31 protein-coding genes and 1 pseudogene are annotated in these 26977 nt (G+C 63.1%); 18 read left to right on the top strand and 14 right to left on the bottom strand.

Going from position 1 to position 26977, the window contains the following annotated elements; translation table 11 throughout:
• The first annotated feature begins 41 nt into the window (after window positions 1–41).
• On the top strand, window positions 42–275 hold the full coding sequence (locus V1294_RS00160) for a hypothetical protein (RefSeq protein WP_108512281.1): 234 nt from the start codon (window positions 42–44) through the stop codon (window positions 273–275).
• 66 nt (window positions 276–341) lie between these two features.
• Here V1294_RS00160 and V1294_RS00155 read toward each other — a convergent pair whose 3' ends face one another.
• Window positions 342–1046 (bottom strand): glutathione S-transferase family protein, encoded by a 705-nt coding sequence (locus V1294_RS00155; protein WP_334494410.1) that lies wholly within the window; start codon window positions 1044–1046, stop codon window positions 342–344.
• Window positions 1047–1155: 109 nt separating this feature from the next.
• Between V1294_RS00155 and V1294_RS00150 the strand changes: the two genes are divergently transcribed.
• A complete protein-coding gene (locus V1294_RS00150; RefSeq protein WP_334494408.1) occupies window positions 1156–1509 on the top strand; it encodes a winged helix-turn-helix transcriptional regulator in 354 nt (117 codons plus the stop codon).
• Between the two features lie 19 nt (window positions 1510–1528).
• Here the strand turns inward: V1294_RS00150 and V1294_RS00145 are convergent, their stop codons facing one another.
• Window positions 1529–3202, bottom strand: coding sequence for a tetratricopeptide repeat protein (locus V1294_RS00145; protein WP_334494406.1), 1674 nt, complete (start codon window positions 3200–3202; stop codon window positions 1529–1531).
• Window positions 3203–3609: 407 nt separating this feature from the next.
• Between V1294_RS00145 and V1294_RS37875 the strand changes: the two are divergent.
• Window positions 3610–3789 (top strand): annotated as a pseudogene (locus V1294_RS37875) (hypothetical protein); the annotation flags it as partial.
• Window positions 3790–3844: 55 nt separating this feature from the next.
• Window positions 3845–4066, top strand: coding sequence for a hypothetical protein (locus tag V1294_RS00135; protein ID WP_334494404.1), 222 nt, complete (start codon window positions 3845–3847; stop codon window positions 4064–4066).
• Window positions 4067–4204: 138 nt separating this feature from the next.
• On the opposite strand, the gene V1294_RS00130 is transcribed toward V1294_RS00135, so the two are convergent.
• The 5 genes from V1294_RS00130 to V1294_RS00110 form a co-directional block, all read right to left on the bottom strand.
• Entirely contained in the window at window positions 4205–5680 is a 1476-nt protein-coding gene (locus V1294_RS00130) for an amidase (RefSeq protein WP_334494402.1), read from the bottom strand.
• Between the two features lie 121 nt (window positions 5681–5801).
• Complete coding sequence (locus tag V1294_RS00125; protein ID WP_108512275.1) at window positions 5802–6080, bottom strand: DUF1488 domain-containing protein; 279 nt, start codon at window positions 6078–6080, stop codon at window positions 5802–5804.
• Window positions 6081–6108: 28 nt separating this feature from the next.
• Window positions 6109–6288 carry a hypothetical protein gene (locus V1294_RS00120; RefSeq protein ID WP_334486279.1) on the bottom strand — a complete coding sequence of 60 codons (180 nt, stop codon included), beginning with the start codon at window positions 6286–6288 and terminating at the stop codon, window positions 6109–6111.
• A gap of 86 nt (window positions 6289–6374) precedes the next feature.
• Window positions 6375–6674: a hypothetical protein gene (locus V1294_RS00115; RefSeq protein WP_108512273.1), complete on the bottom strand. Its 300-nt coding sequence runs from the start codon at window positions 6672–6674 to the stop codon at window positions 6375–6377.
• Window positions 6671–6937, bottom strand: a complete 267-nt coding sequence (locus V1294_RS00110) for a hypothetical protein (RefSeq protein WP_334494400.1) — start codon at window positions 6935–6937, stop codon at window positions 6671–6673. Before V1294_RS00110 ends, V1294_RS00115 begins: the two co-directional genes overlap by 4 nt.
• 192 nt (window positions 6938–7129) lie before the next feature.
• Between V1294_RS00110 and V1294_RS00105 the strand changes: the two genes are divergently transcribed.
• Window positions 7130–7936, top strand: coding sequence for a transglutaminase-like domain-containing protein (locus V1294_RS00105; RefSeq protein ID WP_334494398.1), 807 nt, complete (start codon window positions 7130–7132; stop codon window positions 7934–7936).
• Between the two features lie 42 nt (window positions 7937–7978).
• On the opposite strand, the gene V1294_RS00100 is transcribed toward V1294_RS00105, so the two are convergent.
• A complete protein-coding gene (locus tag V1294_RS00100) occupies window positions 7979–8206 on the bottom strand; it encodes a hypothetical protein (protein ID WP_334494396.1) in 228 nt (75 codons plus the stop codon).
• A 537-nt stretch (window positions 8207–8743) separates the two neighbouring features.
• On the opposite strand from V1294_RS00100, the gene V1294_RS00095 reads away from it, so the two are divergent.
• From V1294_RS00095 to V1294_RS00065, 7 genes are all read left to right on the top strand, one after another.
• Complete coding sequence (locus V1294_RS00095; RefSeq protein WP_334494394.1) at window positions 8744–9679, top strand: class I mannose-6-phosphate isomerase; 936 nt, start codon at window positions 8744–8746, stop codon at window positions 9677–9679.
• Window positions 9676–11961 (top strand): glycosyltransferase family 4 protein, encoded by a 2286-nt coding sequence (locus V1294_RS00090; protein ID WP_334494393.1) that lies wholly within the window; start codon window positions 9676–9678, stop codon window positions 11959–11961. The genes V1294_RS00095 and V1294_RS00090 overlap by 4 nt, the downstream gene beginning before the upstream one ends.
• 39 nt (window positions 11962–12000) lie before the next feature.
• Window positions 12001–13296: a glycoside hydrolase family 130 protein gene (locus tag V1294_RS00085; RefSeq protein ID WP_334494391.1), complete on the top strand. Its 1296-nt coding sequence runs from the start codon at window positions 12001–12003 to the stop codon at window positions 13294–13296.
• Between the two features lie 43 nt (window positions 13297–13339).
• Complete coding sequence (locus tag V1294_RS00080) at window positions 13340–13582, top strand: hypothetical protein (RefSeq protein WP_334486263.1); 243 nt, start codon at window positions 13340–13342, stop codon at window positions 13580–13582.
• A gap of 375 nt (window positions 13583–13957) precedes the next feature.
• Window positions 13958–14155: a hypothetical protein gene (locus tag V1294_RS00075; protein ID WP_334486260.1), complete on the top strand. Its 198-nt coding sequence runs from the start codon at window positions 13958–13960 to the stop codon at window positions 14153–14155.
• Window positions 14156–14188: 33 nt separating this feature from the next.
• Entirely contained in the window at window positions 14189–14428 is a 240-nt protein-coding gene (locus V1294_RS00070) for a hypothetical protein (RefSeq protein ID WP_334494389.1), read from the top strand.
• Between the two features lie 52 nt (window positions 14429–14480).
• Window positions 14481–14615, top strand: a complete 135-nt coding sequence (locus V1294_RS00065) for a hypothetical protein (protein ID WP_256473058.1) — start codon at window positions 14481–14483, stop codon at window positions 14613–14615.
• 100 nt (window positions 14616–14715) lie between these two features.
• On the opposite strand, the gene V1294_RS00060 is transcribed toward V1294_RS00065, so the two are convergent.
• Complete coding sequence (locus tag V1294_RS00060; RefSeq protein ID WP_334486253.1) at window positions 14716–15681, bottom strand: VOC family protein; 966 nt, start codon at window positions 15679–15681, stop codon at window positions 14716–14718.
• 566 nt (window positions 15682–16247) lie between these two features.
• Here V1294_RS00060 and V1294_RS00055 point away from each other — a divergent pair.
• Together V1294_RS00055 and V1294_RS00050 are read left to right on the top strand one after the other, a co-directional pair.
• Window positions 16248–16814: a thiamine pyrophosphate-binding protein gene (locus V1294_RS00055; RefSeq protein WP_334494388.1), complete on the top strand. Its 567-nt coding sequence runs from the start codon at window positions 16248–16250 to the stop codon at window positions 16812–16814.
• Window positions 16811–17410 (top strand): thiamine pyrophosphate-dependent enzyme, encoded by a 600-nt coding sequence (locus V1294_RS00050; protein WP_334494387.1) that lies wholly within the window; start codon window positions 16811–16813, stop codon window positions 17408–17410. Before V1294_RS00055 ends, V1294_RS00050 begins: the two co-directional genes overlap by 4 nt.
• An 8-nt stretch (window positions 17411–17418) precedes the next feature.
• Here the strand turns inward: V1294_RS00050 and V1294_RS00045 are convergent, their stop codons facing one another.
• Window positions 17419–18342, bottom strand: coding sequence for a LysR family transcriptional regulator (locus tag V1294_RS00045; protein ID WP_334494385.1), 924 nt, complete (start codon window positions 18340–18342; stop codon window positions 17419–17421).
• Window positions 18343–18507: 165 nt separating this feature from the next.
• Here V1294_RS00045 and V1294_RS00040 point away from each other — a divergent pair, with 165 nt between their 5' ends.
• Window positions 18508–19740: a rhodanese-like domain-containing protein gene (locus V1294_RS00040; protein WP_334494383.1), complete on the top strand. Its 1233-nt coding sequence runs from the start codon at window positions 18508–18510 to the stop codon at window positions 19738–19740.
• Window positions 19741–19811: 71 nt separating this feature from the next.
• Here V1294_RS00040 and V1294_RS00035 read toward each other — a convergent pair whose 3' ends face one another.
• On the bottom strand, window positions 19812–20531 hold the full coding sequence (locus tag V1294_RS00035; RefSeq protein WP_334490026.1) for a DNA-3-methyladenine glycosylase I: 720 nt from the start codon (window positions 20529–20531) through the stop codon (window positions 19812–19814).
• 318 nt (window positions 20532–20849) lie between these two features.
• Between V1294_RS00035 and V1294_RS00030 the strand changes: the two genes are divergently transcribed.
• The 3 genes from V1294_RS00030 to V1294_RS00020 all read left to right on the top strand — a co-directional run bounded on the left by V1294_RS00030 (window position 20850) and on the right by V1294_RS00020 (window position 24533).
• Window positions 20850–22724, top strand: a complete 1875-nt coding sequence (locus V1294_RS00030) for a DEAD/DEAH box helicase (RefSeq protein WP_334494381.1) — start codon at window positions 20850–20852, stop codon at window positions 22722–22724.
• Window positions 22725–22784: 60 nt separating this feature from the next.
• Complete coding sequence (locus V1294_RS00025) at window positions 22785–23075, top strand: DUF1330 domain-containing protein (RefSeq protein ID WP_108512257.1); 291 nt, start codon at window positions 22785–22787, stop codon at window positions 23073–23075.
• Between the two features lie 204 nt (window positions 23076–23279).
• Window positions 23280–24533 carry an aminopeptidase gene (locus V1294_RS00020; RefSeq protein ID WP_334494379.1) on the top strand — a complete coding sequence of 418 codons (1254 nt, stop codon included), beginning with the start codon at window positions 23280–23282 and terminating at the stop codon, window positions 24531–24533.
• On the opposite strand, the gene V1294_RS00015 is transcribed toward V1294_RS00020, so the two are convergent.
• The 3 genes from V1294_RS00015 to V1294_RS00005 form a co-directional block, all read right to left on the bottom strand.
• Window positions 24534–25586, bottom strand: coding sequence for an amidohydrolase family protein (locus V1294_RS00015; RefSeq protein WP_334494377.1), 1053 nt, complete (start codon window positions 25584–25586; stop codon window positions 24534–24536).
• Between the two features lie 130 nt (window positions 25587–25716).
• Window positions 25717–26490: a DUF899 family protein gene (locus V1294_RS00010; RefSeq protein ID WP_334494375.1), complete on the bottom strand. Its 774-nt coding sequence runs from the start codon at window positions 26488–26490 to the stop codon at window positions 25717–25719.
• A gap of 103 nt (window positions 26491–26593) precedes the next feature.
• On the bottom strand, window positions 26594–26977 hold a 384-nt coding region (locus V1294_RS00005; RefSeq protein WP_334494373.1), incomplete at its 5' end, for an alpha/beta fold hydrolase.

The raw sequence follows: 26977 nt of genomic DNA, 5'->3' as shown, positions 1-26977 counted from the left end.
ACCCCGGCCGTCAACGGTCGGCTCGATTGGATTTGAGACCGATGGATTATCAGGCGTTCACCAACGACAGCCTCACCATGATGTACGAGGGCATCCGTGGCGCGCTTGCCTCTGATGATGCGCAGAAGGCGGCAGGCGACCAGCCCCGGTTTCGCGTTCGGGAGACGCCCGATTGGAGAGCGCACGCGGCCAATCTGGAGAGCGAGATGCTTCGGCGCGGCATGTTTTTCGAGATCATTGACTGGTCGGAAGACCAGCAGCAGCTTCCGTTCTAGTCCGGCTGCCCGGGTGCACGCCGGGCTTCTTGCCCAGCGCCACCCAGACGATGCAGCGCAGTGACCTCAGCCGCCGAACCGCTCGATAACATCTGCGAGCGGAATATGGCCGACACAAGCTCCTGTTCCCGAACCAATGTCGCCGCTCTCCAGCGCCGTTGCATAGATGACGGCGGGGTCGGCCTCAATGCGTCGGCGTATCGCGGCGAGTTTTGGCCAGCGTGAGGGATCGGCGACCTGATGGAAGTCGAGCCATCGCGCGACGCCGACCAGAAGGCCGTCGGCCAGCGTCGGGCGCTCACCCATGAGAAAGGGCTGATCGTCGATCATGGCCTCGAGCTTGTCATGCCGCTCGATCACCCGTGCGGCGCCGAACTCGCGCAACGATGCCTGCATTTGCGGGTTCGGTTTTTCCATCTCCATCGCGACCCATAGCGGCGAGAAGGCGCCGGTGAAGCCCGTGTTCACAAAGGCCATTAGCTGGTGCATCCGGTCTGCTTCCGGCGACAGCGGCGCGAAGCTGATGCGGCGCTCGCTGTCTCGTGCCTCGAGCCATCTGGCGATCGCCATCGTCTCGGTCAGCGCCCGCCCTGCATCCGTGATCAGGGCCGGCGTTTCATGCCTTGCATTGATGCGGGCATAGGAAGGGTCGCGCATCTCGCCGAGCATGTCGACGCGGCAGAGCGAATAGGGTTTGCCAAGCCATTCGAGCGCTGCGACAAGCCCCATCGAGCTTCCGGCCGGGAAGCCATAAACAAGAATCGGTTCCATTGGTATGTTCTCCGTGATTTCTGCTGATCACGCTGCGCAGCGTGACTGGAAATTACGGATCGCGCTGCCCAAGTAAATGACGCACCTTTTTGTAACCACGAGCAATCGGATGAAAGATCTCGTCTCCCGCTGTCCCATCGAAGAAGTGATGCAGGTCGTGAGCGGTCGCTGGCCCGGTCTGCTGATCTACTATCTGAAGCAGGGCACGAAACGCTTCAGCGACCTGCGCAGGGACAACCCCGCCATCTCGCACAAGATGCTCACTTTGGAGCTTCGCAAGCTGGAGGACGCCGGCATTGTCGCGCGCAGCGAATTCGAGGGATATCCGTTGCGGGTGGAATATGATCTGACGCCGGCCGGTCTCAAGCTCGTGCCGCTGCTTGATGCGCTGGGTAGCTGGTGGGAAGCGACTGAAGCTGACCGGGCTTATGGCAGTACGTTACCGGTCGAGGTGACGGAATAATCGCAGGGCGCGCGATACGTCAGCCCTCCGGCAACCCCGCCGCCGCCATCAACTGCATGATCCGTTCGGCAACCTCGATATAGACGGGGCTGGAATTCTTCCTGGGCGTCGGAACGTTTTGCACGGTCGAGCCGGGCCGTAATTCACGGCCCTTTTCCATCGCCGCTCTGGCTTCTTCGGTCTTCCCCAATTGCTGATAGGCCGCCGCCAGCAGCATATGCGTGCGGCCACTGGCGGCCGTGATCGCGATCGACTTCAGTAGCCACGGCACGGCGTCTTCGGCGCGGCCCATCAACATGTTGGCCCAGCCGGCGCCGATCATCCACGTCCAGCGCGATACCTGCGGCGTGTCGAACCGGTCCGCCTGCTTGAACGTCGCGAGCGCGTCCTCGAAGCGCCCCGTTTGGATCTGGGCAAGACCGACATGATACAGCGCAATCCCGTTCCACGGGTCGAAGCTCAAGGCTCGCGCGCAGGCGACGAGACTCGCGCTAAACTGGTTGGTGGCGTTGAGGAAGCGGCAATAGGCCTCGTGCGCCGGAATATAATTGGGTTTTGCGCGCAGCGTCCGCTGCAGCATCGCCTCGGCCTTGGTCTCCGCCGCCTCGCGCTCGTCCGTACCCAACCACACCATCTGCACGCCGCGCATCAGCAGCGCGGCGAGCGCGACCTGAACCTCGACATTGTCAGGATCTTCGGCCAGCGCTTTCTCCAGTATGGCCTGCGCCGCCTGAAAACGTTCCGGCGAGGTCTGGTTGATATGGGCGGTCGCCTGCTCGATCACGACCTTGCTCTTCGTAGCCGATGGCCCGTCGGCATTCAGCAACTCGTTGATGCGCAGCGCCAGGGCGTGACCGACACCCGCCGCCAGCCGGGACTGCTGCATCTGCAGGTCGGTGTCCGCCGGGTTGACCTGATATGACGCCGTCCACGTCACCTCGCCGGTTGCCGAGTTGGTCATACGCGTTCGTATCGTCCAGGCCTGCTCGCTCTTCTGCAGTTCGCCCTTCACCACGAAGTCGGCCTTCGGCGCCCCCGTTTCGGGAGCCAGCACGCGGATGTTTTCGATCTTCGCCAGCCCGTCGGTGAGGCGCCCGCTGACGTCGGCCGCCATCTGGGCGACGAGGGGATCGCTGCTCGCATCCGCGATCGGCATCACGGCGATGGTTGTGGGCCCGCGCGCAAAGATCAGGCCGGGGCGCAACATCCACACGGCCACCGCCGTGCAAAGGATGGCGAGCCCCGCGACAGACGCGAAGGCGATGCGACGCCGGCTGAAGTCGAAAAGCCGTTTCGCGGGCTCATTGTTCGCTTCGACCGTCGCCTTCGTGTCCGATGCAACGGGTGCCGGCTGGCTGACGGACGCAATTTCCGGCGCCGCAGGGACGGGGACCTCGGTCACCTCGGCCTGGAACAGATAGCCGCGCCCCGAAATGACGCGGACCACCTGGCGCTTGTCGTCGCCCAGCGCAGTGCGGATTTCGCGGATGCACTGGAACAGGCTGTCCTCGCCGACATGGACGTTCGGCCAGGCGGCTTCCATCAACTGCTGCTTGCTTAGGACCCGGCCGGCATTGCTGGCGAGTAGCCGCAGTATCTCCAGGCTCTTGGGCCGGAGCCTGATCGTCCCGCCATTGGGTGTGCGCAGCTCGGCGCGCTCAGAATCGAGCTCGAAACCAGAAAAGCGCAGCACCGTCCCCTCCAAACCGGCAACTGTCCCCATTTAGTGCCCGGATCGACCCCAAAAATGTGCCCAAACGCACAAGTGGGCCGAATATCAGAAAAATTTCAGAATGTCCTGGGTGCAATCTCAGGACCTCCGGACGGCGAAATGAGAGGAAAGGGGGAGTTGAAGCGGGGAGTCGTGCCGAATGGGGACTGCGATTCTGGACAGGCGCGCGGACCTCTGCGGGCTGGGGGCGGAAGATGTACGGTATACGTAATTATTACCGTGCTGCGGGCTGTGTCGCCGGCAAGCAGCTGCGCGTCGCGCTTCTGGCTTTGCCGGCGCCGGTGGCGCGGGCTCACCGGCGGCGGCCCAGGACGCCACCTGGCTCGCCAGCCCCGGCTCGGGCGACTTCAATACGGGCAGCAACTGGCGCACTGGGCGCGAGCTTCGTAGTCAACGGCGCCGCGCAGGCACGCGATGCCGCCCTGACCACCGTCTCCGCCGAAGTGAAATGGCGCAACGGTTTTGCGGTCGGCGCCACCTTCGAGGGCGGGTTCTCCAACGTCACCCGCAGTTACGCAGGCAAGGGATTCTTGCGCCATGTGTGGTGAGCTTCACAATCGGACCGGCATCTTCATGCTAAAATCAATTCGCCCCGCCCACGACATGGCCTTTGAAGAAGCCGATCAGCCCGCAGAGCAAGGATCGAACGAGATGGACAATGCGGTGAACCTCGCCCAGGTCAGGGCCGAACTGTCCTATCTCAATCGTCTGGACGAAATTCGCGAGACCAATGTGGCGAGTTTGAAGCGCCTGAAGGAAGCCCGTGACGCTCTGCTTGGCAGGGGAAGTGAAGTCGCGGCGATATCAACCTCACGAAGATCCTAAAGCAGCCGAAATACCACGCGCCCGCGGACGACGGCGGGCGGCGGTGCATCCCCCGTCATTGCGAGCGTAGCGAAGCAATCCATCTTTCCCTGCGCCGAGGCATGGATCGCTTCGCTGCGCTCGCAATGACGGTTGAGCTCACTCCTTCGTCACATGCACGCCCGGCTTCTGCCCCGCGTTCCACTTGCCGCCGATCGCGCGCTCGATCTGCGCGGCCAGTTGCAACAACAGCCCGTCATTGGCCTGCTTTCCGATCGCCTGGATGCCGAGCGGCAGGCCGTGCTCGTGGGTGGCGAGCGGCAGCGAGATCGCGGGGATGCCGCAGAGATTGGCGAGCGGCGTGAAGGCAAAATTGCGCCAGAGATTGCCGAACCAGTCCAGCACGGACGGATTGTCACTGAGCGTGAGGTACTCCGTGGTGCCGACCTTCGGCGTCGGCAATGCCGTGATCGGGGTCAGGATGATATCCCAATCCTCGAAGAAGGCGCCGAAGCCGCGCGAGGTGGTGTTGAACACCGCCTGCATGCGCGCGCGGTCGGCAAAGCTCATGTGCCGGCCCGCCTCCCAGATCCGCACGTTGACCGGTTCGATCAGATCGGCCGGCGGTTGCGTCAGCCCGCGCGCGGCGAGCATGTTGCCGATGACGATCGCAAAATTGCTGATGTAGCAGGTGGTCTGCGCCGCGAAGGCTTCGCGATAATCCAGATCGGGCAAGGCGTAATCGACGTGATGGCCGAGGCCTTCAAGGAAGCGCCCGACCTTTTGCAGCTCGGCCGCGATCTGCGGCGTCGCCTGGTAATCGCCCCACTTGTACGACAGCGCGATTTTCAGCCGGCCCGGATCGCGCATGATCATCCGCGTATAAGGCTCCGGCGAACTCCAGAACGGCATGAATTCGCCCGGCGCCGGCCCGCGGCAGGCGTCGACGAAAGCCGCGGTGTCGCGCACCGTGCGCGACTGGCAGCCCTGGATGGAGACCAGCCCGCTGAGGTCGGACAGAAGCGGCGATAGCGAGAACACGCCGCGCGAGACCTTCAGTCCGATATTGCCGTTGACGCCGGCGGGAATTCGGATCGAGCCGCCGCCGTCGGTCGCATGCGCGATCGGCACCGCGCCGGCGGCGACCATCGCGGCACTGCCCGCCGACGAGCCGCAGGTGGTGTAGTCGGTATTCCAGGGGTTGCGCGTGACATAGACGGCGGGATTTTCGGCCGAACTGCAGACGCCGAATTCCGGCGTCGTGGTGCGGCCGATCAGATTGAGCCCGGCCCCGCGCATCTTCGTCGTCATGAACGTGTCGGCCGTGGCGCGGTTACCGCGCATGTAGAGCGAGCCCATTTCCTGCAGGCGGCCCTTCATTGTCGGGCCCAGATCCTTCATCAGGAAGGGCAGGCCGGCAAACGGGCCGTCGAGGTTGGTGCCGTCGGTGCCGGGGTCTGTGACCGCATCCTCGAAGATTTCGACGACGGCTGAAAGCGCGGGATCGACTTTGGCGATGCCGGCGGCCGCCTGCGCAGCCAGTTCCGCGGCCGTCAGTTCACCCTTCGCGACGCGCGCAGCCAGCGCAACGCCGTCGTGGTCAGCCCATTCGTCCCAGCTCATCGGCAAGTTCATGCAATCGGTCCCCTCGGAAAATAGCTCGGAACCTTAGAACATGATTGGGGAGGGCGGAACTTTTTTCACCGGTCCGCAGACCGCTTCATCGCGGCCGTCGTGACAGCGCTGAGCCGCAGCGTCAGGAACGGAAATCGATGCTGCGCACGATGATGCCGGGGGGAGTGCCTTCGAACTCCCGCGCCTGGAATTTGCGGGACGCGCAGGCTTCGATCCGGTCCCGCAACCGTGCGAACTGTTCCTCGCGCCGGTTGGCCGGCGTCCGCGGCACGTGTTCCAGATCGTCCATCGCCGAAGCGCTGACGGCGCAGGGCACTTCCCTGCCGCCGTCCATCATGGAGAACAGCAGGACCATCCGGTCGTCGTCATAGCCTCGGATGTTGCCGCGCGCGAACGTCATCAGGCTTTCCTCCCGGAACGGAGCGGACTTAACTCTTCTTTTTCGTTACCGGCGGATTGATTTCTGCGATCCTGCGCAGGCAGTCCGCTTCGGAAGAATGCGGGCCCGAGACGAAGGTTCCGCTGACTTTGGTCGAGTACCAGCCGGACTCTACCCCGAGACGAAGCGATTCTTCGGTCATGACGTGACGTGGCGAGAGGTTCTGCATCAGGTGCTTTCGGTTTACGCCGTTCGATCCTGGTCGGGACGGCTGGATGAAGTGTACAGTTTCTTTTAGGCCGAACATCGTCCTGTTCAGGTCTCCTCCCCGGAAAGCCGGGTAAGATCGGCAAGCACCGCGGCGACGAGGTCGCGGTGATGGGTGTCGGTCGGCGCGAGACCGGCCGAATACAGATTGAGCACGTAACGCGCCTTGGCCACCGCCTCGGGCCACGAGGTGGCCGGCACGGCAAGGAGCTGGAGTTCGACAGCGCCCTGCTCGTCACGCAACAGTTTTGCGTTGGCCTCGACGTCGGCAAGCACGCGACGGATATCGGTGGCCTTCTGCGCCGCCATGCCGCGATGCTTGTCGAGCTCGATCGGGGTCTCGGTCACGCGGGGGCGCTCGCGTCGATGCGTTGCGCGTCGGACAGATCGATCGAACTGATCGAGATCATTTCCATCGCTGAGCGGTGCGGCGGCGCGCCGGGCACCATAATCATGGTGGCGACCCGCCGAAAGCACGGAAACGAAAGGCCCTCGATCAGCTCCTCGTCGGTGATGATTTCGTAAGCCCCCGGTGCGAGCTGCCGATCGATACCCTTGAGGCGGAACGGATGCCTGAAATGAACCATTTCCCGTCGCGTGCGGGTGGTCATGCCGGCAGCCCGGCGAAGCTGCGCGCGAAGTGATGAGGGTTTTCGGACATAGTCGCAGCGTGCGCGCTTTTGCGGCAATTAGCTATCGTTTTCTCAGCTAGCAGCCGCATTTGGTCGAATGAGGCCGCCGGCGCCTTGTATTCGCTGGTTTCATAGCCACTTCGAGCGTTAGTAGCGGGAGAGGCCTTTCGAATGAAGATTCGCGTCGGATTCGAAATGCTTTACGATTTCCCGCAGCCGACGCCGATGATCATGGTGCTGGGCACCCACTTCACCCGTGCGTCCGACGTCATTGTGCCGGACTTCCTCACCACCGACCCCGTCGTCGAGATCGCACCCTATCGCGACATGTTCGGCAATTGGTGCAGCCGCATGGTTGCGCCCGCCGGCCGCGTGCGTCTCGCGGCCGATGGCGTCGTTCGCGACAGCGGCCTGCCCGATCCGGTGTTTGCTTCCGCGGTTCAGCATGCGGTCGAGGACTTGCCCGCGGACACCCTGGTCTATCTGCTCGGCAGCCGCTATTGCGAGACCGAGCGGCTTTCGGAAATCGCCTGGCAATTGTTCGAGAAAACGCCGCCAGGCTGGGCGCGGGTCCAGGCGATCTGCGATTTCGTGCACCGTCACATCGCATTCGGATACGAGCATGCGCGCGCCAGCAAGACGGCGTGGGAGGCTTACACGGAAGGCAAGGGCGTCTGCCGCGATTACGCTCATCTTGCCGTCGCGTTCTGCCGCTGCATGAACATTCCCGCGCGCTATTGCACGGGCTATCTCAGCGACGTCGGCACGCCGAAGCCCTGGGCCGCAGGCGATTTCGCCGGCTGGTTCGAAGCCTATATCGGCGGGCACTGGCGCACCTTCGATCCGCGCAACAACGTGCCGAGGATCGGCCGCATCCTGATCGCGCAGGGGCGCGATGCCTCCGATGTGCCGATCACCCAGACGTTTGGGCCAAACACATTGGTCGGCTTCAAGGTCTGGACCGACGAGGTTGCGTGACGACGGATCGTCTCGAGTCGATCGGCTTGGTTAGCCAGCCAGCTAGCTCAACAAGGTGCGCGCCTTCATGACGGCATCGTAGATCTGGACCTGAAGCATCGGATAAGCGGTCTTCAGCTTTCGGCCGGAGACTTCGGCAGCCTCGGCCGTGTCGAACTGCGACTTGAAATGGCCGTCGACGATCGTCGCGAACCCTTCGGTCGGAGGCCTGTCGGCCCGCACCGTCTTCTTCGGCTCCGGCTCTTCAATGGAAAGCAGGGGTTTCTTCATCGTCATTCCTTTCGCGTTCACCGCGATGATCTCGTCGGAGCTGGCTCAGCGGCTGGTCTGAATGGGCGGCGGCATAAGATGGAGAGATGTCAGATGGAGAGATATCGTTCCGATCTTGCCGGAGATTCGCAGGGCCTCGCCAGAACAGGCCCGGACGCCCATCGCCTTGCGGCCTGGGATAGGCGGTGATCGGTGCAGCAGACGCTCTTTTCGTCACGATGTCGAGGGAAATCCCCACAGCGAAGGCAAGGTCAGCGTTCATGCCGCATCTAATCCGATCGCGATAGAAACGTGATGTAGAACCGGGATCGATCTCCGGCGAGCCGAGCCATGCTCGGCGTGCCGTCTTCTACGATATCGACCGCGCGCGAAGCAAAGTGGTTGCTATTGGGTGCGGCAGTATCCATATGACCAACAGCGTACCCGGTTTCGCAACAAGGCGAGTCCGCAGACGCGACGCTTAGCCACACAATCCTACAGACGATATCGACCAACGGCATGTCGCTTCGGCATGCGCGTTACGGGTCAGGAGACGCTATGTCCATCGAACACGCGTCCGTGCAGGCCTTGCGCAAGCCTTGGGGCGTCAGCGATCTCCAACCATGGAGCAGCGTCGACGGTACCGGGGATGCCGTGGGAGAGCTCTGGTTCGAGCGCGCCGACAAAAATGCTCCGATCCCGGCGCTGCTCTTCAAGTTGCTGTTCTCCAGCGCGCCGTTGTCGATCCAGGTCCATCCGGACGATACGTTTGCGCGCGCGATGGGGATGCCGAACGGTAAGAGCGAAGCATGGTACATCATCTCGGCGGAGCCGGGCGCGCAGATCGGCGTCGGCCTGAAGCGACGGATCACACCACAGGAATTACGCGCGGCGATAACGAATGGCTCGATCGTTGAGCTGGTTCAATGGCGTCCGGTTGCGAAAGGCGATGTCATCTTCATTCCGGCCGGCACCATCCACGCTCTCGGCGCCGGCATCGTGCTCGCCGAGATTCAGCAGCGCAGCGATACGACATTTCGCCTGTTCGACTACGGCAGAGCACGCGAATTGCACATCGACGATGGCGTAGCAGTCGCCAATGTCTTTCCGCTTGGGCCTCCACGTCAACCGACCCGCCTGACTCTTGAGCGGACGGTTCTGGTCGCGAGCCAACATTTTGTGCTCGAGCGGCTCGATCTGCCCGGGGGTTCGAGCTGGGCGCTGCTCGCCGATTCGGAAACCTGGGTTCTCGCGCTCGACGGCCATGCGGCGATCGGATTGGCCGCACTATCCATCGGGCAGGCGATCTTCGTCGGCGGCGATCGCGCCAGCATCGAAGTCGGTGCCAACGGGTTATCTGCCCTGATCGCGTATCCCGCAAGCGGTCCGATCGGCTCCCTCTTGCACAGGCTTTCCGGGCGATCGACCAGACCTGTTCAGGCCGTTGCTGCCGACCTGGCGGAACTCACCGGCCTGGCCGAGGCGCACATATGACGCCGCTCCGCAGGATCGCGGTGATCGGAAATTCATTGCCTCGCCGCTGCGGGATCGCAACATTTTCGACGGACCTGCAGCGCGCGATCTCGAATTCACGGCCAAACCTGCAAACCTGCATCGTGGCGATGACCGACCACGACCAGACTTACGATTATCCTGCCTCGGTCGCGTTGCAGATCAAGGATGGAAGCATCGAGGAGTATGTCGGCGCCGCAGCGTTCCTCAACGCCGGCCGGTTCGACATCGTCTGCCTGCAGCACGAGTTCGGAATTTTCGGCGGTGAGGCCGGGGCTCATATCCTGGAACTGCTGTCGCGCCTGACCATGCCAGTCGTCACGACGTTGCACACGGTGCTGGCCGCGCCGACGGCGGCTCAGCGCGCGGTGATGGAGCGCATCGCCGAGATGTCCTCGAAGGTCGTCGTGATGGCCAACAAGGGCCGCGAGCTGCTGCGCGATATCTATCGGGTGTCGGACGAAAAGATCGAGGTCATTGCCCATGGCATCCCCGACTTTCCGTTCGTCGCGCCGGACGCGGCAAAGGCCAAGCTCGGATTTAGCAACCGGTCGGTCATTCTGACGTTCGGTCTGCTGTCCCCCAGCAAGGGCATCGAGGTCATGATCGACGCCATGCCGTCGATCCTGCAAAGGCGGCCGGACGCGGTCTATGTGGTACTCGGTGCGACGCACCCCAATCTGGTTCGCGATCAGGGCGAAGCCTATCGCGGCAGCCTGATGGAACGCGTGCGCAAACTTGGTATCGAGGACCACGTCGTATTCCTCGACCGGTTCGTTGATCAGGCCACGCTGCTCGAATTCATTTCAATGTGCGACGTCTACGTCACGCCCTATCTCAACGAGGCGCAGATGACGTCGGGCACGCTGGCCTACAGCTTCGGCCTCGGCAAGCCGGTCGTCTCGACACCTTACTGGCATGCGCGCGAATTGCTGGCCGACGGGCGCGGCGTTCTCGTTGCCTTTGGCGACGCGACAGGGACCGGCAACGAATTAGCAGGATTGCTTACCGACAGTCCTCGCCGGCAGGCGATGCGCGAGCGCGCCTACGCTGCCAGCCGATCGATGACATGGGAGCGCACCGCCGAGCGTTACATGACCGCCTTCGAAAATGCCCGGCAGGGCCACCGGCTGAAGGTGATCGCGCGTGCCGCGCCGGACGCGATCGCGCTGCACGGTCACGCGGTGCCCGATATGCAATTGGGCCATTTCCTGTCGATGTGCGACGATACCGGCCTGTTCCAGCACGCCGTGCATTCGGTGCCTGACCGCGCGCACGGCTACTGCGTGGACGACAATGCCCGGGCGTTGCTGTTGGCTTGCGCGCTCAATGAACCGGGCGAGCACCCGCTTTCGGAAAGCCAGACGGGCCGCTTTGCCGCCTTTGTGCAGCATGCGTGGAATCCCGATACCAGGCGCTTTCGCAACTTCATGGGTTTCAACCGGACCTGGCTCGAAGATGAAGGCTCCGAGGACAGTCACGGGCGAACCCTGTGGGCCCTGGGTGAATGCGCGCGGAAGGATGCCAGCCGGTCACGGCGTCGATGGGCGGCGGCCTTGTTTGCCGAAGCCTTGTCGACCGCCGCGGCCTTTCGCTCGCCTCGCGCCATGGCCTTCACGCTTCTCGGGCTGGACGCCTATTGCGCCGCAGCTCCTGATGATCAGCGGGCCCGTGAGATCAGGCATTCTCTTGCCGACACGCTGGTGTCCGCCCTCGCTCTGGTCGAGACGCCGGACTGGGTGTGGTTCGAGGAAGGCCTGGCGTATGACAATGCGCGCCTGCCGCAGGCCCTGATCGCCACAGGCCTCGCCACGCAAACGCCGGCCTATGTCGATGCCGGTTTGAGAACCCTGCGCTGGTTGATGACGCTGCAGACGACGTCGACCGGGCATTTCCGCCCGGTGGGTACGACGAGTTTTGGCGAACTTCGAAAGCCTCCCGGGGCCTTCGATCAGCAGCCGGTGGAAGCCACCGCCACGATTGCGGCGTGCCTGACCGCGTGGCGCGCGGACGGCGATGCCGAATGGAAGGTCATCGCGGCGGGGGTTTTCTTCTGGTTCTTTGGCGGCAACGACCTGTCGGTTGCGCTCGTCGATTCCGAGACCGGCAGTTGTCGCGATGGGCTGCATCCCGATCGTGCCAATGAAAATCGCGGCGGCGAGTCGGTCGTGTCCTATCTGCTGGCGTTGGCCGAGATGCGCCAGCTTGCGCGCGCCAATATCAATCCGACGAACCCCGTGACGCTTCGCGCCATCGGCGCTTGAGTTAAGCGTCCACTTACGCAAACGCGAACTGAGGGCACCTTGTTACAAGCCACTTTTATCAATCGGCGAGCGCTTTATCTACGCCCAGATCCAGCGCGCGTGATCGTGCGTCCGTTCAAGCCGGCGACCGAGCCGCGCGATCTCAACCCGACCGACAAGACCCGTGCCAATCATATCGTCGAGCGTGTTCTCAATCTCGATCCGCAGGCCGCGGCCGGCCAACTGGCCGACGTGCTGGAGAACTTCCAGGGCCGGCACCGCAACCTGCTGAAGACATTTGAGCTGCGCGCCGACGAAATGGAGGAGGCGCTGCTGGCGCACATTACGTTTTCCGAAGTGCAGCGCCAGCTTATCGGCGCCTACTTCCTGCACGAATACTCGTTCGAAGCGTCGGCACTGTTCAATCCCAGCATCGTGCCGCACCCCGACCAGTCAGGAATCCCGAACGGCAGCCTGCGCTTCATTCTGAGCCTCCGAGCCGTCGGCGAGGGGCACGTATCGTCACTGACGTTTCGCGCTGGCACCATCGCCGCTGAAGGCAGCATCAGAGTCGATCCGACGGCCCGGCTCGCTTCGAGTCCCCGGATCAGGCACCGGTTAGCTGGACCGATGGGCGACGAAGTCGACGTCGTTTTCGAGCCGGCACAGGACATCAGTGAACGCGTGATCTTTCCGGTCACCGATTCGCAATCGAACGGCATCGAAGACGCGCGCTTCGTCCAATTCAGCGATGGCGGTCGGACGACCTATTACGCAACCTATACCGCCTACAAGGGTACCGCGATCCGGTCGGAACTGATCGAGACCAGCGACTTCCTCTCGTTTCGAATGACGCCGCTGCACGGCGCAGCCGCGCGCAACAAGGGCATGGCGCTGTTCCCGCGCAAAATCGACGGCAAGTACGCCATGATCGCGCGACAGGATAACGAGAACCTTTATTTGATCTATTCCGACGACCTCTACAGATGGGAAGGCGGTCAGCCGATCCTGAAGCCGCAATTCCCTTGGGAGTTCGTGCAGATCGGCAACTGCGGATCGCCGGTCGAGCTGGAGGAGGGCTGGCTGATGCTGACGCATGGCGTCGGCCCGGTCCGAAAATATTCGATCGGCGCGGCACTGCTCGACAAGCGCGACCCCACCAGGGTGCTGGCCCGTTCGAGCGAACCGTTGTTGCGGCCCGAGCCGTCCGAACGCGAAGGCTACGTTCCCAACGTCGTCTATACCTGCGGGGCGATGGCGCACAATGATCAGCTCATTTTGCCCTACGCCGTATCGGATACGTACTCCAACTTTGCAACAATCCAAATTTCCGCGTTGATGCGATCGATGTCCTGAATCAGAAATCGCTCAGTGCGGCCCGTCCTCAAAGGAGCGCCCCATGGCTCGCGAAACAAGCTACTTCGTTCAGGTCTTCGATGCCGGCCGGGGAGGAAACCTGAAAGCGGGCGCTCCGATCGCCTGCAAAACGGCAACGGGCGCGCTTCGCACCGCGGAGCGGCTGGCCTTGAGCAAGCTCGGGGTTGTTGCCTTTTCATCCACCGGCGATCCTGAGATGGGCGACTATGATGACGAGCCGACGGTCATCTTCCGCAAGGGAGAGCTGCCATCGGCCTTCGATTGAGACAGGCTCGGCAACTTTCCGCGGATCGGGCCTGCTGTCGGACCGAACACGTGGATCTGCTTCGAGCCGGAAGCAACGGGATTGTGTCAGCTATCCTTCCGTAACCGCGATTGAGGTTGGGACACGCTAAGTGCGGGCATTACCGCTGGAAGGGCGATCGCGATTGTCTACGCGGCGTTTTAGCGCTCGCTATTCCCGCGACGCGAGCCTAGGGTCGATCATCACCGCGTTTCCCACGGCGTCGATCGGGTGATTGAGGGCTGAGAATGCTCACGCCCGGGCGAACGGAGCTTTTGTTGTCCCAGGTTTGCTTGGCCGCCGACCGGACCGTCCCGCAGTTCCATCCTTTGTCGGTGTCGGCCGTGGCATCCCTGCATGGATAGGACGACCGAACTGCATTACCTGATCAGCGGCAACAATCAATTTGGCCGGATCAATCTCAGCCGTGCGGCGGCGGGGGCGGCCGTCAAGAAGGCAAACGAGCTTTTGCAGGAAGGTTATTTGGACGTGAGGATATCCACGCCCCGGGGCCGGATCCTGTTGTCTGATGAGTTCGATCAGCTTGAAGGATAGCCGAGCGCCCACCAGAGGTCCGGGAGGCAAGCCATGAGCGTCAGAGCCTGCAAGACCGCCGATGAGCTCCAGGATATAATTGTCGAGCAGGCAAGGACCCTCCATGGTCCCTGGCCGTCGGGGATGACGATGTTTGTTTTCGACGATGCTTACGGATGGAGCGCGAGCATCAGTCGGCCAATTTCGGAGGCCGACAATTTCTATCGCACCCGCACGCTCGATCTGATCGGGACCTTGAAGGTCCGATATGATCTGGACGCGCCGCGCCTCTAGTCGACCAGTCTGCGTTAGTTCCGCCATCACCATCAACCCTAAGGAGATCGACATGGCTAAAGGCGAGCAAAGAGGCAATCGGGAAACCAAGAAACCCAAGAAGGAGAAGATCAAGGTGATTGCCGCGGCACCGAGTCAGAAGACCGGAGGCTGGCAGCCGACCTTGGGTACCGGCAAGAAGAAATAATGCTTGCTGCGCCCTGGCGGGGATGGACCTCATTCCGTCCCGCGGTCGCATGGCCCATCGGGGGCTGCTGAGCAGGGCTAATCGACGATTGCTGCCAGCATCAGACTTTGATCAGCCGCAGCTTCGTGCCCCAGGGATCTGATGTCTCGATGCCGTTCTCAATCGCTGCAGCCGGCGCACCCGCCTGCTGCAGACGCAGCGTTTGGGCCTCAAGAATTTGCTGCGTCGCGACCTCCAGCGAAAACCACGCTAGCCCGGTGGCTGTGTCGTCGCGCGGGCCGGCGCCGGCGCTCTGCCAGACGTTGATCCCGAGGTGATGGTGATAGCGCCCTGAGGAAAGAAACGCGGCGCCGCTCCGCTTGCGGGTCGGGTCGAAGCCGATGGCGTCGCCGTAAAAGCGGTCCGCCTGTTCGAGGTCGCCGACGCGCAGATGCATATGGCCGATGCGCAGGTCATCGGGGGCCTTGGCATAGTTGGTCGTGCGCGTGTCCGTTAGCGCCAGCAGGCCGTCGATGTCGAGCTGGTCGGTTGCCATCGCGACCGAGCCGCCATCCCATTTCCAGGTTTCGGGCGCACGATCGGCATAGACCTCGACGCCGTTGCCTTCGGGGTCGTCGAGGTAGACGGATTCGCTGACGAGGTGATCGGCAAAGCCGGACAGCGGGATCTTGTTTTTCGCCGCGTGCACCAGCCAGCGCGCGAGGTCCTTGCGCGTCGGCATCAGGAACGCGGTGTGATAGAGCCCCGCCGCGTTCCGTGCCTCGCGCGCCGCGCTTTCGCGCCGTTCGAGGTCGAGCAGCGCCACGCCGCCCGAGCCGAGACGCGCGCTTGTGGCCGAGCGCTGCATCACAGTCAGGCCGATCGCGTCGCGATAGTAATCAGCGACGAGGTCGAGGTTGCGCACGCGCAAGGTCACCATGCCGATCCGCATCGGCGTCCGGTTGGCAAAGGTCGGCCCGCTGCCGCCTGCGGTCCCCTCGGCTTGCGCCGCCGCGATCGCCGCCGCGCCCAGCGAGGAGGCGCCGGCGAGGTGAAGCAACGTGCGGCGGGTCAGGTCGATGGTCATGAAAGCTCCTCCGGCGATCGGTACAGGGAAGCAAATCCTGCGCCGGATTCCAAGCCGCAGTTGACCTCTTCCTCCATCATTCCGGGCTCGTGCTTCGCGAGCCCCGGAATGACGGTAAAAACTGCGACAAAACCACTTGTCGGGCAAATCACCTGAATCCTGTCCAGCCCCTTTTGCCAAAATATTCCGCTTAACGCGCAGGCCAAATCAACCGCATAACTCCGCCCGTCTCACGGCGGATGAGGGGCGTTGGCCATCGTCACGAACGCGCGGTGAGATGCGATGTCTGGCCGTCATTGCGAGAAGCGAAGCGACGAAGCAATCCACCTCTCCGCTTGCCGCGCCATGGATTGCTTCGCTGCGCTCGCAATGACGTGGAGAGGCCGAGCCGCGCGTCCATCCCTCACCCTGAGGAGGCCGCGAAGCGGCCGTCTCGAAGGGCGAGTCCCACCCCAGCCTTTCAATTTTGCGATAGAAGCCATGTCCACATTCAAATTCCTTAAGGCCAGGCTGCGATCTATGGTTCGCGCCAATCACCTTGGGAATCGCAGAGGAAACTGAGCCCGATGGCGGAAGCAGCAAAATCACGGAGCGAGGCGGCACCAGCGCTGCCGACGTGGCCGGACGAAATCTATCGCGTGCTGAAGGACGCCGGCATTCGCCAGGTGGCGATAGTGCCGGACGCCGGCCACAGCCGTCTGATCCGCTCCTTCGAGGCCGACCCTGAAACCCGCGTCGTGACGCTGACGACGGAAGAGGAAGGCGTGGCGATGCTGGCCGGCGCATGGCTCGGCGGCGAGCGGGGCGTTCTGCTGCTGCAGTCGAGCGGCGTCGGCAACTGCATCAACATGCTGTCGCTGCCCGTCATCTGTCATATGCCGTTGTTGATGATCGTCACCATGCGCGGCGATTGGGGCGAGTTCAATCCGTGGCAGATCCCGATGGGGCAGGGGACGCGGCCCTCGCTGGAGGCCATGGGCGTGATCGTGAACAAGGTGGACGAGCCGCATCTGGTCGCTTCCGCCGTGCAGGGCGCGGCGCACCTCGCCTTCAACAGCTGGAAGCCGGTGGCGGTGCTGATCGGACAGCGCGTGCTCGGCGCCAAGAACTTCAAGGAGCTTGCCAGCAAATGACCAATCCCAACGCACTCCTGCGTCGGCGCGACGTCGTCAACGAATTGTTGCGCGACCGCGGCGATCTCCTTGTCATCGCCGGCCTCGGCGCGCCGAACTGGGATGTCTCCGCCGCCGGCGACCATCCGAACAATTTTCCGCTCTGGGGCGCGATGGGCGGCGCCTCCATGATCGGGCTCGGACTGGCGCTGGCGCAGCCGAAGCGAAAAGTGATCGTCATTACCGGCGACGGCGAGATGCTGATGAATGTCGGCTCGCTTGCCTCAATCGCGGTGGAAGCGCCGAAGAATCTGACGATCGCCGTCCTCGACAATGAACGCTTCGGCGAGACCGGCATGCAGAAAACCCCGACCGCCTCCGGCGTCGACCTCGCCGCCATCGCTACCGCCTGCGGCATCCGCACCTCGCGCATCGTGCGCACGATGACGGAAGTGACCGAACTGCGCGACCTCGCCCATGAGGGAAGGGGAACGGCCTTCGCCCAGATCAAGATCAATCCCGAAGCGCTGGTGTTCGTGATGCCGCCGGCGGACGGGGTCATCCTGACGACGCGCTTCCGGCAATCGGTGCTGGGCGACGGGGCGCTGTTTAACTAATAATGCCACTACGCCGTCATGTTGATCTTCCAGCGCCCTTCCCTGGAGAGCTGCTGAATTTCCGACATGATCAGCGTCGCAATCGTCGTCGTTGCAATCGACGGCGGATGGGCGATTGGCGAAGCGAGAATCAGTTCGCGCGACACCGAGGGGCTGACGGCCGCCATCTCCAGGCGTTTCGCCGCCACTTCGGTGCGGATGGCGGAGGGCGGCAGCAGCGTGTAGCCAAGCCCTTCCTCCATCAGGCTGATCTGCGCGCGATAGGAATCGACCTCGATCATGGCGTCGAGCTTCAATTTCTCGCGCGCCAGCGCCTTCTCCAGCAGCGCCCGCAAGCCGTGCGAGATGCTGGGCAGGATCAGCTTCTGCTTCACCAGCCATTTCAGGTCGACCTGCTTCCGCTTGTTGAGGCCCGAACCCGGCGGCCCGACGGCCACGATATCCTCGCGGCCGATCGACTGGACCTGAAGATGCAGGTCGACCGCGGGGCCGTAGATGATCGCGAGATCCATTTCGCCGCGGTGGAGCCACTCGACCAGATGCCCGCCATAGCTCTCCACGATGCGCAGCGAGACGTCGGGAAATTCGCTGATAACGCGGCGGGCGAACCGCCCGGACAGCACCGCGCTCACCGTCGGCACCAGCCCGAGGATGACGCGGCCCGACGGATTGCCGTTGGCCGACTTGAGATCATCGCTGACCTGTTCGATCTGGCGGATCAGGCCCGTGGTGCGGTCGAGCAGCATCCGGCCGGCGCTGGTCAGGAGCATGCCGCGGCCGTTGCGGACGAACAGCTCGACGCGCAGCTCGTGCTCGAGCAGCTTGATGTGGCGGCTCAGCGCGGGCTGGGCGGCGCGCAGCCGGTCCGCCGCCTTGCTGAGGCTGCCCAGCTCGGCCACGGCGCGGAAGGTGCGCAATTGTTTGAGGTCCATCGGATGCCTGGGTGCTTATCTGGTAGGCATCATATGCTGTTTTCGGCGAAGTCGGTGCAATCAGTTCAATGTTCGATGACATGAGAGTTAATGCCTCGCCCGGCGTGACGCGTGGCTCTGGATGCTGTTAATGGAGCAACGATCCCCATCCGGAATTCACGATCCATGACCGTACCCCCCGTCAGTCCCTCGCAAATCCGCACCGCGCTGCTGTTGCGCGATGAAATCGCACTGCTCGATGTCAGGCACGAGGCCGTCTTCGCCACCGGCCATCCGCTGTTTGCCGCCAACATGGCGGCTGACAGGATCACGCTGGAGGCCGCAGCGCGGCTGCCGCGCAAGGACGTGCCGATCGTTATCTATGACGACGGCGAAGGCCTCGTCGCCGTCGCGGCGGACCGGCTCTCGGCGCTGGGCTACAGCAACGTCCGCCAGCTCGATGGCGGATTGCAGGGCTGGAAACAGGCGGGCTTTGAGCTGTTCCAGGACGTCAATTCCTATGCCAAGGCGTTCGGCGAGCTGGTGGAGCATCGCCGCCACACGCCTTCGCTGGCCGCCGAGGAAGTCAGCGCCCTGATTGCGAATGGCGCCAACATTCAAATCCTCGATGTCCGCCGGTTCGACGAATACGCGACCATGAATATCCCGGGCTCGATCAGCGTACCGGGCGCCGAACTGGTGCTGCGTGCCGGCCGCGCCGCGCCCGATTCCGAAACCACCATTATCGTCAATTGCGCCGGCCGCACCCGCTCGATCATCGGCACCCAGTCGCTGATCAATGCCGGCGTTACCAACAAGGTGCGGGCGCTGCGCAACGGAACGATCGGCTGGACGCTGGCCAAGCAGAATCTCGAACATGGATCCAACAGGCGCGGCGAGATCGGCACTATCGCGGGCGGTGAGGCCAGCGCGCGCGATGTCGCCTATCGCGCCGGCGTCCGACACATCGGCTTTGCGGAGATGGCGGCGCTGCAGGCGCAGGCCGATCGTACGCTCTATCGTTTCGATGTGCGCTCGGAAGAGGAATACACCGCCGGCCATCTCGCAGGCTTTCGCCATTATGCCGGCGGGCAATTGGTGCAGGAGATCGACATGGCTGCGCCTGTGCGCGGCGCGCGCATCGTGCTGACCGACAATCTGCGTGTCAGGGCCGATATGACCGCGTCCTGGCTCGCGCAGATGGGATGGGAAACCTATGTGCTCGAAGGCGGCTATGACGGCACGCTCGAGATCGGGGCGCCGCTTGCGATCCCAAAGCCCGATCCGTCACACCGCTACCGACGTCCCTATGAGGGCACCGATATCAAGGAAAGCGCGATGCAGGCCTATCTCGACTGGGAATACGGCCTCGTCGAGCAACTCCGCCGCGACGCCACGCATGGATTCTTCGTCATATGATTCTAAACCGACGAATTCAGCCGATGGATTGGGCGGACTTGTCGCGCCGTAGCTCGAAGAGCGAAGGCGGATCATTCGTCGCCGCCCATCATGCTCTCGAGCTTCTCCGCCGCATAATTCTCGCCGATCGATAGCGCACAAATCCGCGAGAGCTGCACGTAGGAAAGCCCGGTCTCCTCGGCCCAGGCGTTGAACTGCGCCTGCACCTTGGCGAGATCGCGCTTCGAGGTCACCGTCTCCGCGATGTCGAGCCCGGCGTCGCGCAGGCACAGCACGACGTCCCTAGAGGTGACAAAACCGTCCCAGCCGAGGAAGCGCAGCATCATCTGCCCGGTATTGCCGCCGAGCCGGCTGCCGCGCTTGGCCAGCAATTCCAGCAAGCCGGCCTCGTCGGACGAGGGCCAGTTCGCGAGGAACTTGCCGAAACTGCCGTGCTCCCTGGCGATGTCCCTCACGAAGCTTGCATTGGCGCGCACCGACATGATCTTGGCGCCGTTGCGGACGATGCGCGTGTCCTTCATCAGATCGTCCCAGAATTCGTCCGGCTTCAGCGACAGTGGGCCCGGCTTGAAGCCGAGAAACGCCTTCTCAAAACCCGGCCATTTGGTCTCGATCACGCTCCAGGCAAACCCCGCCGAGAACACCCGCCTGGTCATTTCCGCGAGAATCCGGTCATCGCCGAGGTTGCCAAGCGCCTTCGGGTCGGGCTTGGCCGGCAGCAGCCTGGCGAGCGCCTTGGGGCCGCCCTTGCGCTTCTCGGCCCGGGCACGAACGGTCTTGAACGCGATCACGGTATACGGCCCCTTTGAGCGACGCATGATCTGAAAACACGGGCGAAACGCCTCAAAACCGCAGTTTAGCCGATCGCTCCAGGATTCCCAGCGTCGGGATGCATGCAACGCGAAAGGTTAATCGCCACAGAAGTGATCGGCTGATCTGCAAAGAATGGATGGCGTATTGGCTGGTTTTCGCCTAAAGCATCCCCACCTCAGTGAAATCGGTCAGGCCGTTCGGCTGCGCTTCGTGAAATGCGCAGCGTTGAGCCATTTCGGTTCGGGGCGGTATTCAACATTTCCGGCTGATAGAGCCAACCTAAGGTCTGACATCTCGTGACATTATTGCCCACCCATCCGCCGCTCGCCCGAGCTTTGGCGGAACGCAACTTCGATCGGCTTACACAGGTCCAGACCGCGGTGCTGGCCGACGACGCTGCCGGCCGCGACCTGCTGGTTTCGGCGCAGACCGGTTCGGGCAAAACGGTCGCCTATGGCCTGGCGATCGCGAAGAATCTGCTGGATGGCGCCGACCGGTTCGAGCGGGCCGCGGCTCCGCTGGCGCTGATCGTCGCGCCAACCCGCGAGCTGGCTCTTCAGGTCCATCGCGAACTTGCCTGGCTCTATCAGCATGCCGATGCGCGGGTGGTTTCCTGCGTCGGCGGCATGGACCCGCGCCGCGAGCAGCGTGAGCTTGCCGCAGGCGCCCACATCGTGGTCGGTACGCCCGGGCGGCTATGCGATCATTTGCGGCGAGGCCGGCTCGATGTTTCGGAACTGAAGGCGATCGTGCTCGACGAGGCCGACGAGATGCTCGATCTCGGCTTCCGCGAGGACATGGAGTTCATCCTTGAGGCCACGCCGGAGGACCGGCGCACGCTGCTGTTTTCGGCAACCTTGCCGCGCGGCATCGTCGCGCTGGCGAAAGAGTATCAGCAATCGGCCTTTCGCGTCGAAGTCGCGGGCGAAGAAGGCGGCCATGCCGACATCGAATACCGCGCCATCCGGATTGCCTCCGGCGATGTCGAGCATGCCGTCGTCAACATCCTGCGGTTTTTCGAATCGCCGGGCACGCTGGTGTTCTGCAACACGCGCGATGCCGTCCGGCATCTGCAGGCGACGCTGCTGGAGCGCGGCTTCTCCGTGGTGGCGCTGTCGGGCGAATTGACCCAGAATGAGCGAACGCTGGCGCTGCAAGCCCTGCGCGATGGCCGCGCCCGGGTCTGCGTCGCGACCGACGTGGCGGCGCGCGGCATCGATCTGCCGAACCTCGATCTCGTCATTCACGCCGATATTCCGAACGATCCGGAAGTCATGCAGCACCGCTCCGGCCGCACCGGACGCGCTGGTCGCAAGGGTGTCAGCGTCTTGCTGGTGCCGCCGGCACGCAAGCGCCGAGCCGAGGTGCTGCTCAATCTGGCCGGCATCGATGCCGCCTGGGGTCAGGCACCGCAGCCGGATGAAATTCGCAAGCTCGATCAGGAGCGCATGCTGCGCGACGATCTGTTCGCCGCCGAGACGACGCCTGAGGATCTGGCGCTCGCGCAGGCGCTGCTCGCCGAACGCTCGGCGGAGGATATCGCCGCGGCGCTGGCGCGGCTCTATCGCTCGCGGCTTCCGTCGCCCGAGGATATCGTCGATCCCGGTGAGGATCGCGTCAAATCGCGGGCGGAACGTGCGCGGGAGAGGGCCGATCGCGAGGCCGGACGCGGGTCGAAGCCTGCGAAATCATCGCCGCGCCATCGCATGGCGGAGGATTCTGTCTGGTTCAGCGCGGCGATCGGACGCCGGAAGAATGCCGAAGCGCGCTGGCTGCTGCCGATGCTGTGCCGTCGCGGCGGCATCAAGAAGGAAGACATCGGCGCCATCCGCATTCTCGATACCACCACCGAGTTCGAGATTTCCGCGCGCATCGCCGAACGTTTCGCAGCGCAAATTCGCCGTCCCGACAAGGAAGACAGCATCCGCATCGAGGCGCTCGCAGGCGCTCCATCGCGCGAGCCGGTTCGCGACGCGGCGGCGCCGAAGCCGAAGCACTTCGGCAAGAAGGCTGAAGGCGCCGACAGAGCGGGGTTTGACAAGAAACCGCGTTACGATACCAAGAGGCGGGATCGAGGCGAGCAGGCGCATCCCGGAAAGCCGCGGCATGAAAATGGGACGTCTGCAAAGCCCGCATTCGGAAAGAAGAAAAACAAGAAGTTTCGTGGCTGAGCGGCGCGACCATTGCTGAAAGCGCCGGCGCTCACCTGCCACGTGAGATGAGGAGCTATCATGAGCGTCTACATCATCGCGCAACTGAAGTTCACGCGCCGCGAACTCTACGACCGCTATCAATCGCGCTTCATGGACGTGTTCAAGAAGTTCAAGGGCAAGCTGCTGGTGGCGGACGCACATCCGGTGGTGCTGGAAGGCGAATGGCCGCGCGACAAGGTCGTGATCATGGAATTCCCGGATGAGGCCGCGGCGCAGGAATTTCAGACCTCGCCGGAGTATCAGGAGATATCCGTCGACCGCAAAGCGGGCGCCGACGGCATTGTGCTCACGGTGAGGGGCTTGCGCTGACAGCGGCAGCGCTGATGGCCCGGCGCTGTTTGCGGGTTCCCTGCTCGGCATTGTTGCATTCCGGAACATCAACGAGATCGGCTTTCGCCGGACCATTCCTGTGCTATTGCTGTGTCAGGCGCTTCGCTCGCTTTGGCTTGATTGTGTGATCACGGCCGAGGGCTGCGAGGCCTTCAAAATCGATGAGCATTGGCCGAAAGAATCATGACCGCACAGCGCAACGTTTCCCCTTCGATCGATCCCGTGAAACTCGACCGCCTCGCCGAAGTCGCGGTCAAGGTCGGCCTGCGGCTGCAGCCGGGACAGGACCTGCTGCTGACCGCGCCCTCAGTCGCGCTGCCGCTGGTGCGCCGGATCGCCGAACATGCCTACAGGGCCGGCGCGGGAATCGTGACCCCGTTCCTGTCGGATGAGGAGATCACGCTGGCGCGCTATCGCTATGGCCACAACGAGAGTTTCGATCGCGCCGCCGGATGGCTCTATGAGGGCATGGCGAAGGCGTTCGCCGCCAACACCGCGCGGCTCGCCATCGTCGGCGACAATCCGATGCTGTTGTCGGGCGAGGACCCGGCAAAGGTCGCACGCGCCAGCAAAGCCAATTCGATCGCCTACCAGCCGGCGCTGGAGAAGATCGTCAATTTCGACACCAACTGGAACATCATCGCCTATCCGAGCCCGTCCTGGGCCAGGCAGGTTTTCCCCGATGTTCCCGAGGACGTCGCGATAGCAAAACTGGCGGACGCGATTTTTGCGGCCTCGCGCGTCGATCAGGACGGCGCCGTTGCCGCCTGGGAAAAGCATAACGCCGTGCTGCGCGAGCGGACCGACTGGCTGAACGGCCAGCGCTTTCACGCGCTGAAATATTCCGGCCCCGGCACCGACCTGACGATCGGTCTCGCCGACGGCCATGAGTGGGAAGGCGGCGCCTCGACTGCGAAGAACGGCATCACCTGCAACGCCAACATCCCGACTGAGGAAGTCTTCACTACGCCGCATTGCCGGCGCGTCAGCGGCCATGTCGTCAGCTCAAAACCGCTGTCCTATCAGGGCACGCTGATCGACAATATCGCGGTGCGGTTCGAGGAAGGCCGCATCGTTGAGGCCAAAGCCTCGCGCGGCGAGGAGGTGCTGAAGAAGGTGCTCGACACCGATGAGGGCGCCGCGCGCCTCGGCGAAGTGGCGCTGGTGCCGCATTCCTCGCCGATCTCGAAGAGCGGGCTGCTGTTCTTCAACACCCTGTTCGACGAGAACGCCGCCTCCCATATCGCGCTCGGTCAATGCTACTCGAAATGTTTCATCAATGGCGACAAGCTGACGCCGGAGCAGATCGCCGAGCAGGGCGGCAACAAGAGCCTGATCCATATCGACTGGATGATCGGTACGGCCGAGACCGACATCGACGGTGTCCACGCCGACGGACGCCGCGTCCCTGTGATGCGCAAGGGCGAGTGGGCGTGATCAGTCCAGCTTGAGCTTGTAAAATTCCGTCGCCGTCTTCGAGAACAGCGCGGTCTTCTCGGCTTCGCTATATTGCGCGGCCAGCCGCTTGAAGGCGTTGAAGATCACCTGATAGCTGCACTGGCCTTTGTCGGGCGGAAAATTGCTTTCGAACATGCATCGATCGGGCCCAAAGGCCTCGATGCAGGTTTCGATATAGGGCCGCCATGAGGCGGCGGCTTCCTCGGATGACGGCGGCTTCGGCCGCTGGTGAAAGTCGTAACCGAGCAGGCACATCGCGAGCCCGCCGAGCTTGACCACGACATTCGGGCATCGCGCGATTTCCTGGATTGATGTTTTCCATTCCGGAAAAACCTCCTCGCGCCTTCCGGCGAAACGGCCGATGCCGACCGGGCCGCCGCAATGATCCAGCACGATTTTTGTATCGGGAAAGTCGCGGGCGAGGTCGGTGAGCTCGCCGATCTGCGGATGAAACAGCCAGGCGTCGAAGCTCAGGTCCAGCGGCGCGAGACAGGCAAAGCCCTTGCGGAAAGTGCTGTCGAGCAACAGCCCCTGCGGCCGGGTCGCATACATGCCGGCGACGTTGGGATCGGCGTCCCAGGCCGAAGAGTGCCGGATGCCGCGGAAGCGGCCGTTGCCGGCCGCGATCTCGGCTTCCAGCACGGCTTTCGCGCCTTCGCCGAGCAGGAGATTGACGTGGCTGACGATGCCGGCGCAGATCGCGGCCTTGCCGTAGCCGCCGCTCGCCGCCATCGCCGCAACGCCATTGGCGAACTCGACCTCGCCGACCGGGCGAAACGCTTCGGGCCCGTGTGCGCGGTACATCGAGCGGCAATCGACATAGACTGTCGCGATGACGTTATGGCCGGAGGCGATGTCGGCCGCCATCTCCTCGATCATGTAACGCAGGCCGCCGCGATCCCAGAGATGGTGATGCGGATCGACGATCGGTCGGCTGGGATCGATGATCTCTTCGGTGTGCTGCGCCAGCCAGTCTTCGCGCGGATCGACATAGAGCCCGCTTCTGGAGGCGGGTGCAGTGCTGGCGGCCATGAGTTCGCTCCCCGATTTTTCTGCTTCTTGGGCGCGATAATAGCGCATCGCGCGATCAAAGCAGTAGACGGATCGCGAATACCCTACGCAATTTACGCTGAACGGCAGAACCGACCGCGGCCGCCCGTCCCTAATTCGGGCTCAGCGTCGGCGCCCGCTCCGGAACGTCGCTTGGCATCTGATATTGCGGTTGAATCTTGAAGCTGGCCGGTCGTCCCTCTGGTGTCATGTCCATCAGATTCCAGAAGGTGTCGAGCAATCCGAGGGCGCGGTGGTCCTGGCCGGGATCGGACTTACCGTAGACCATCTCCGAACTCCAGAAGTGGCGAATGCCGTCGGGATAACGATGAAATACCGTCATCAGGGGCTGCTGACCGCCTTCGATCTCGCCATGATAGTCACGCTTGAAACTGTTGTTGGCTGACGACACGAAGCGTGCGTGGGTCCATCCGCGGTCCCGTGCGAAGGCCGCCAACCGGTCGATCGAGGTGTTGGCCACGATCACGAAGTTGAAACCAGCCGCTTCGAGATGTTCCGCTGCACCATCGAGGCTGTCGATCAGCGCGGTGCAGGAAGGGCAGGGCGTGTCGATCTTCTTGAGTTTCGCCGTCTCGCCGACTTTTGGCGCGTCCCGTTTGTCCGTCGGATATCTCGGAAACATGAAATTGTAGGTTATCAGTGAGTTGGTGTCGGGCCGAAACAGCTCGGAAAACTTGATCTTCGCAGGATGGCCGTGCGCCATGACGTCGAAGACATAATCCTGCTTCAGCAATCCACCGGGTGGGAGGGCGCGGCGCCGTGCTGCGACGTCCTCGATTTGCCGGCGTAGTTCGATCTCTCGCTCAAGCAGCGAATTCCGTGCGGTGCGATACTCCGCGGATTCGCCGGGAAATGTAATGCCCATGGGAACCTCCGATCGGCACGATAGGATCGGAGGTAACGCGTACGCATCCGTTGGGGTCCGCCGGGAACAGCTGAGTTGTCGGCAACGCGCGTCCCTTTGCCCCTCAGCCCGGCAGGCCGCGGATGAAATCGATGATCGCGGCGCTGACCTCGCTTGGGCGCTCCTGCTGGGTCCAATGCCCACAACCAGGCAGAATTTGCACGTCGCGCAGCGTCGTGACGAACTGCCTGAGATTGGCGATATGCTGTTCCATGCCGGGAGGAGTAGCCATCACCATGTCGTGGTCGCCGGCGACAAAGAGCGCCGGTACCTTCACCATAACTCCCGTAAACGCCGCCATCAGCTCCCAATTACGGTCGAGGTTGCGATAATAGTTGAGCGGACCGCGGAAGCCGGTGCGCCTGAATTCGCCGGCATAGAAATCGATGTCCGCGTCGGTGAGCCACGCAGGCAATTCCGGCGGCAACGTCGGTTCCCGCAACCAACT

This window comes from Bradyrhizobium sp. AZCC 1678 (assembly GCF_036924765.1).
Taxonomy (GTDB): domain Bacteria; phylum Pseudomonadota; class Alphaproteobacteria; order Rhizobiales; family Xanthobacteraceae; genus Bradyrhizobium; species Bradyrhizobium algeriense.
Note: the sequence above shows the minus strand (reverse complement) of the source record. Positions and strands in the feature narration are given on the sequence as shown.

What these genes read in the sequence shown, in the direction of transcription:
- V1294_RS00025 (WP_108512257.1), top strand. Translation starts at nt 22,785, where the DNA reads ATGAGCGTCTACATCATCGCGCAACTGAAGTTCACGCGCCGCGAACTC.
- V1294_RS00100 (WP_334494396.1), bottom strand. Translation starts at nt 8,206, where the DNA reads ATGAAGAAACCCCTGCTTTCCATTGAAGAGCCGGAGCCGAAGAAGACG.
- V1294_RS00060 (WP_334486253.1), bottom strand. Translation starts at nt 15,681, where the DNA reads ATGACCATCGACCTGACCCGCCGCACGTTGCTTCACCTCGCCGGCGCC.
- V1294_RS00160 (WP_108512281.1), top strand. Translation starts at nt 42, where the DNA reads ATGGATTATCAGGCGTTCACCAACGACAGCCTCACCATGATGTACGAG.
- V1294_RS00135 (WP_334494404.1), top strand. Translation starts at nt 3,845, where the DNA reads ATGGCCTTTGAAGAAGCCGATCAGCCCGCAGAGCAAGGATCGAACGAG.
- V1294_RS00120 (WP_334486279.1), bottom strand. Translation starts at nt 6,288, where the DNA reads ATGCAGAACCTCTCGCCACGTCACGTCATGACCGAAGAATCGCTTCGT.
- V1294_RS00125 (WP_108512275.1), bottom strand. Translation starts at nt 6,080, where the DNA reads ATGACGTTCGCGCGCGGCAACATCCGAGGCTATGACGACGACCGGATG.
- V1294_RS00045 (WP_334494385.1), bottom strand. Translation starts at nt 18,342, where the DNA reads ATGGACCTCAAACAATTGCGCACCTTCCGCGCCGTGGCCGAGCTGGGC.
- V1294_RS00015 (WP_334494377.1), bottom strand. Translation starts at nt 25,586, where the DNA reads ATGGCCGCCAGCACTGCACCCGCCTCCAGAAGCGGGCTCTATGTCGAT.
- V1294_RS00065 (WP_256473058.1), top strand. Translation starts at nt 14,481, where the DNA reads ATGGCTAAAGGCGAGCAAAGAGGCAATCGGGAAACCAAGAAACCCAAG.
- V1294_RS00110 (WP_334494400.1), bottom strand. Translation starts at nt 6,937, where the DNA reads ATGACCACCCGCACGCGACGGGAAATGGTTCATTTCAGGCATCCGTTC.
- V1294_RS00090 (WP_334494393.1), top strand. Translation starts at nt 9,676, where the DNA reads ATGACGCCGCTCCGCAGGATCGCGGTGATCGGAAATTCATTGCCTCGC.
- V1294_RS00055 (WP_334494388.1), top strand. Translation starts at nt 16,248, where the DNA reads ATGGCGGAAGCAGCAAAATCACGGAGCGAGGCGGCACCAGCGCTGCCG.
- V1294_RS00155 (WP_334494410.1), bottom strand. Translation starts at nt 1,046, where the DNA reads ATGGAACCGATTCTTGTTTATGGCTTCCCGGCCGGAAGCTCGATGGGG.
- V1294_RS00010 (WP_334494375.1), bottom strand. Translation starts at nt 26,490, where the DNA reads ATGGGCATTACATTTCCCGGCGAATCCGCGGAGTATCGCACCGCACGG.
- V1294_RS00020 (WP_334494379.1), top strand. Translation starts at nt 23,280, where the DNA reads ATGACCGCACAGCGCAACGTTTCCCCTTCGATCGATCCCGTGAAACTC.
- V1294_RS00130 (WP_334494402.1), bottom strand. Translation starts at nt 5,680, where the DNA reads ATGAACTTGCCGATGAGCTGGGACGAATGGGCTGACCACGACGGCGTT.
- V1294_RS00050 (WP_334494387.1), top strand. Translation starts at nt 16,811, where the DNA reads ATGACCAATCCCAACGCACTCCTGCGTCGGCGCGACGTCGTCAACGAA.
- V1294_RS00080 (WP_334486263.1), top strand. Translation starts at nt 13,340, where the DNA reads ATGGCTCGCGAAACAAGCTACTTCGTTCAGGTCTTCGATGCCGGCCGG.
- V1294_RS00075 (WP_334486260.1), top strand. Translation starts at nt 13,958, where the DNA reads ATGGATAGGACGACCGAACTGCATTACCTGATCAGCGGCAACAATCAA.
- V1294_RS00150 (WP_334494408.1), top strand. Translation starts at nt 1,156, where the DNA reads ATGAAAGATCTCGTCTCCCGCTGTCCCATCGAAGAAGTGATGCAGGTC.
- V1294_RS00040 (WP_334494383.1), top strand. Translation starts at nt 18,508, where the DNA reads ATGACCGTACCCCCCGTCAGTCCCTCGCAAATCCGCACCGCGCTGCTG.
- V1294_RS00105 (WP_334494398.1), top strand. Translation starts at nt 7,130, where the DNA reads ATGAAGATTCGCGTCGGATTCGAAATGCTTTACGATTTCCCGCAGCCG.
- V1294_RS00070 (WP_334494389.1), top strand. Translation starts at nt 14,189, where the DNA reads ATGAGCGTCAGAGCCTGCAAGACCGCCGATGAGCTCCAGGATATAATT.
- V1294_RS00095 (WP_334494394.1), top strand. Translation starts at nt 8,744, where the DNA reads ATGTCCATCGAACACGCGTCCGTGCAGGCCTTGCGCAAGCCTTGGGGC.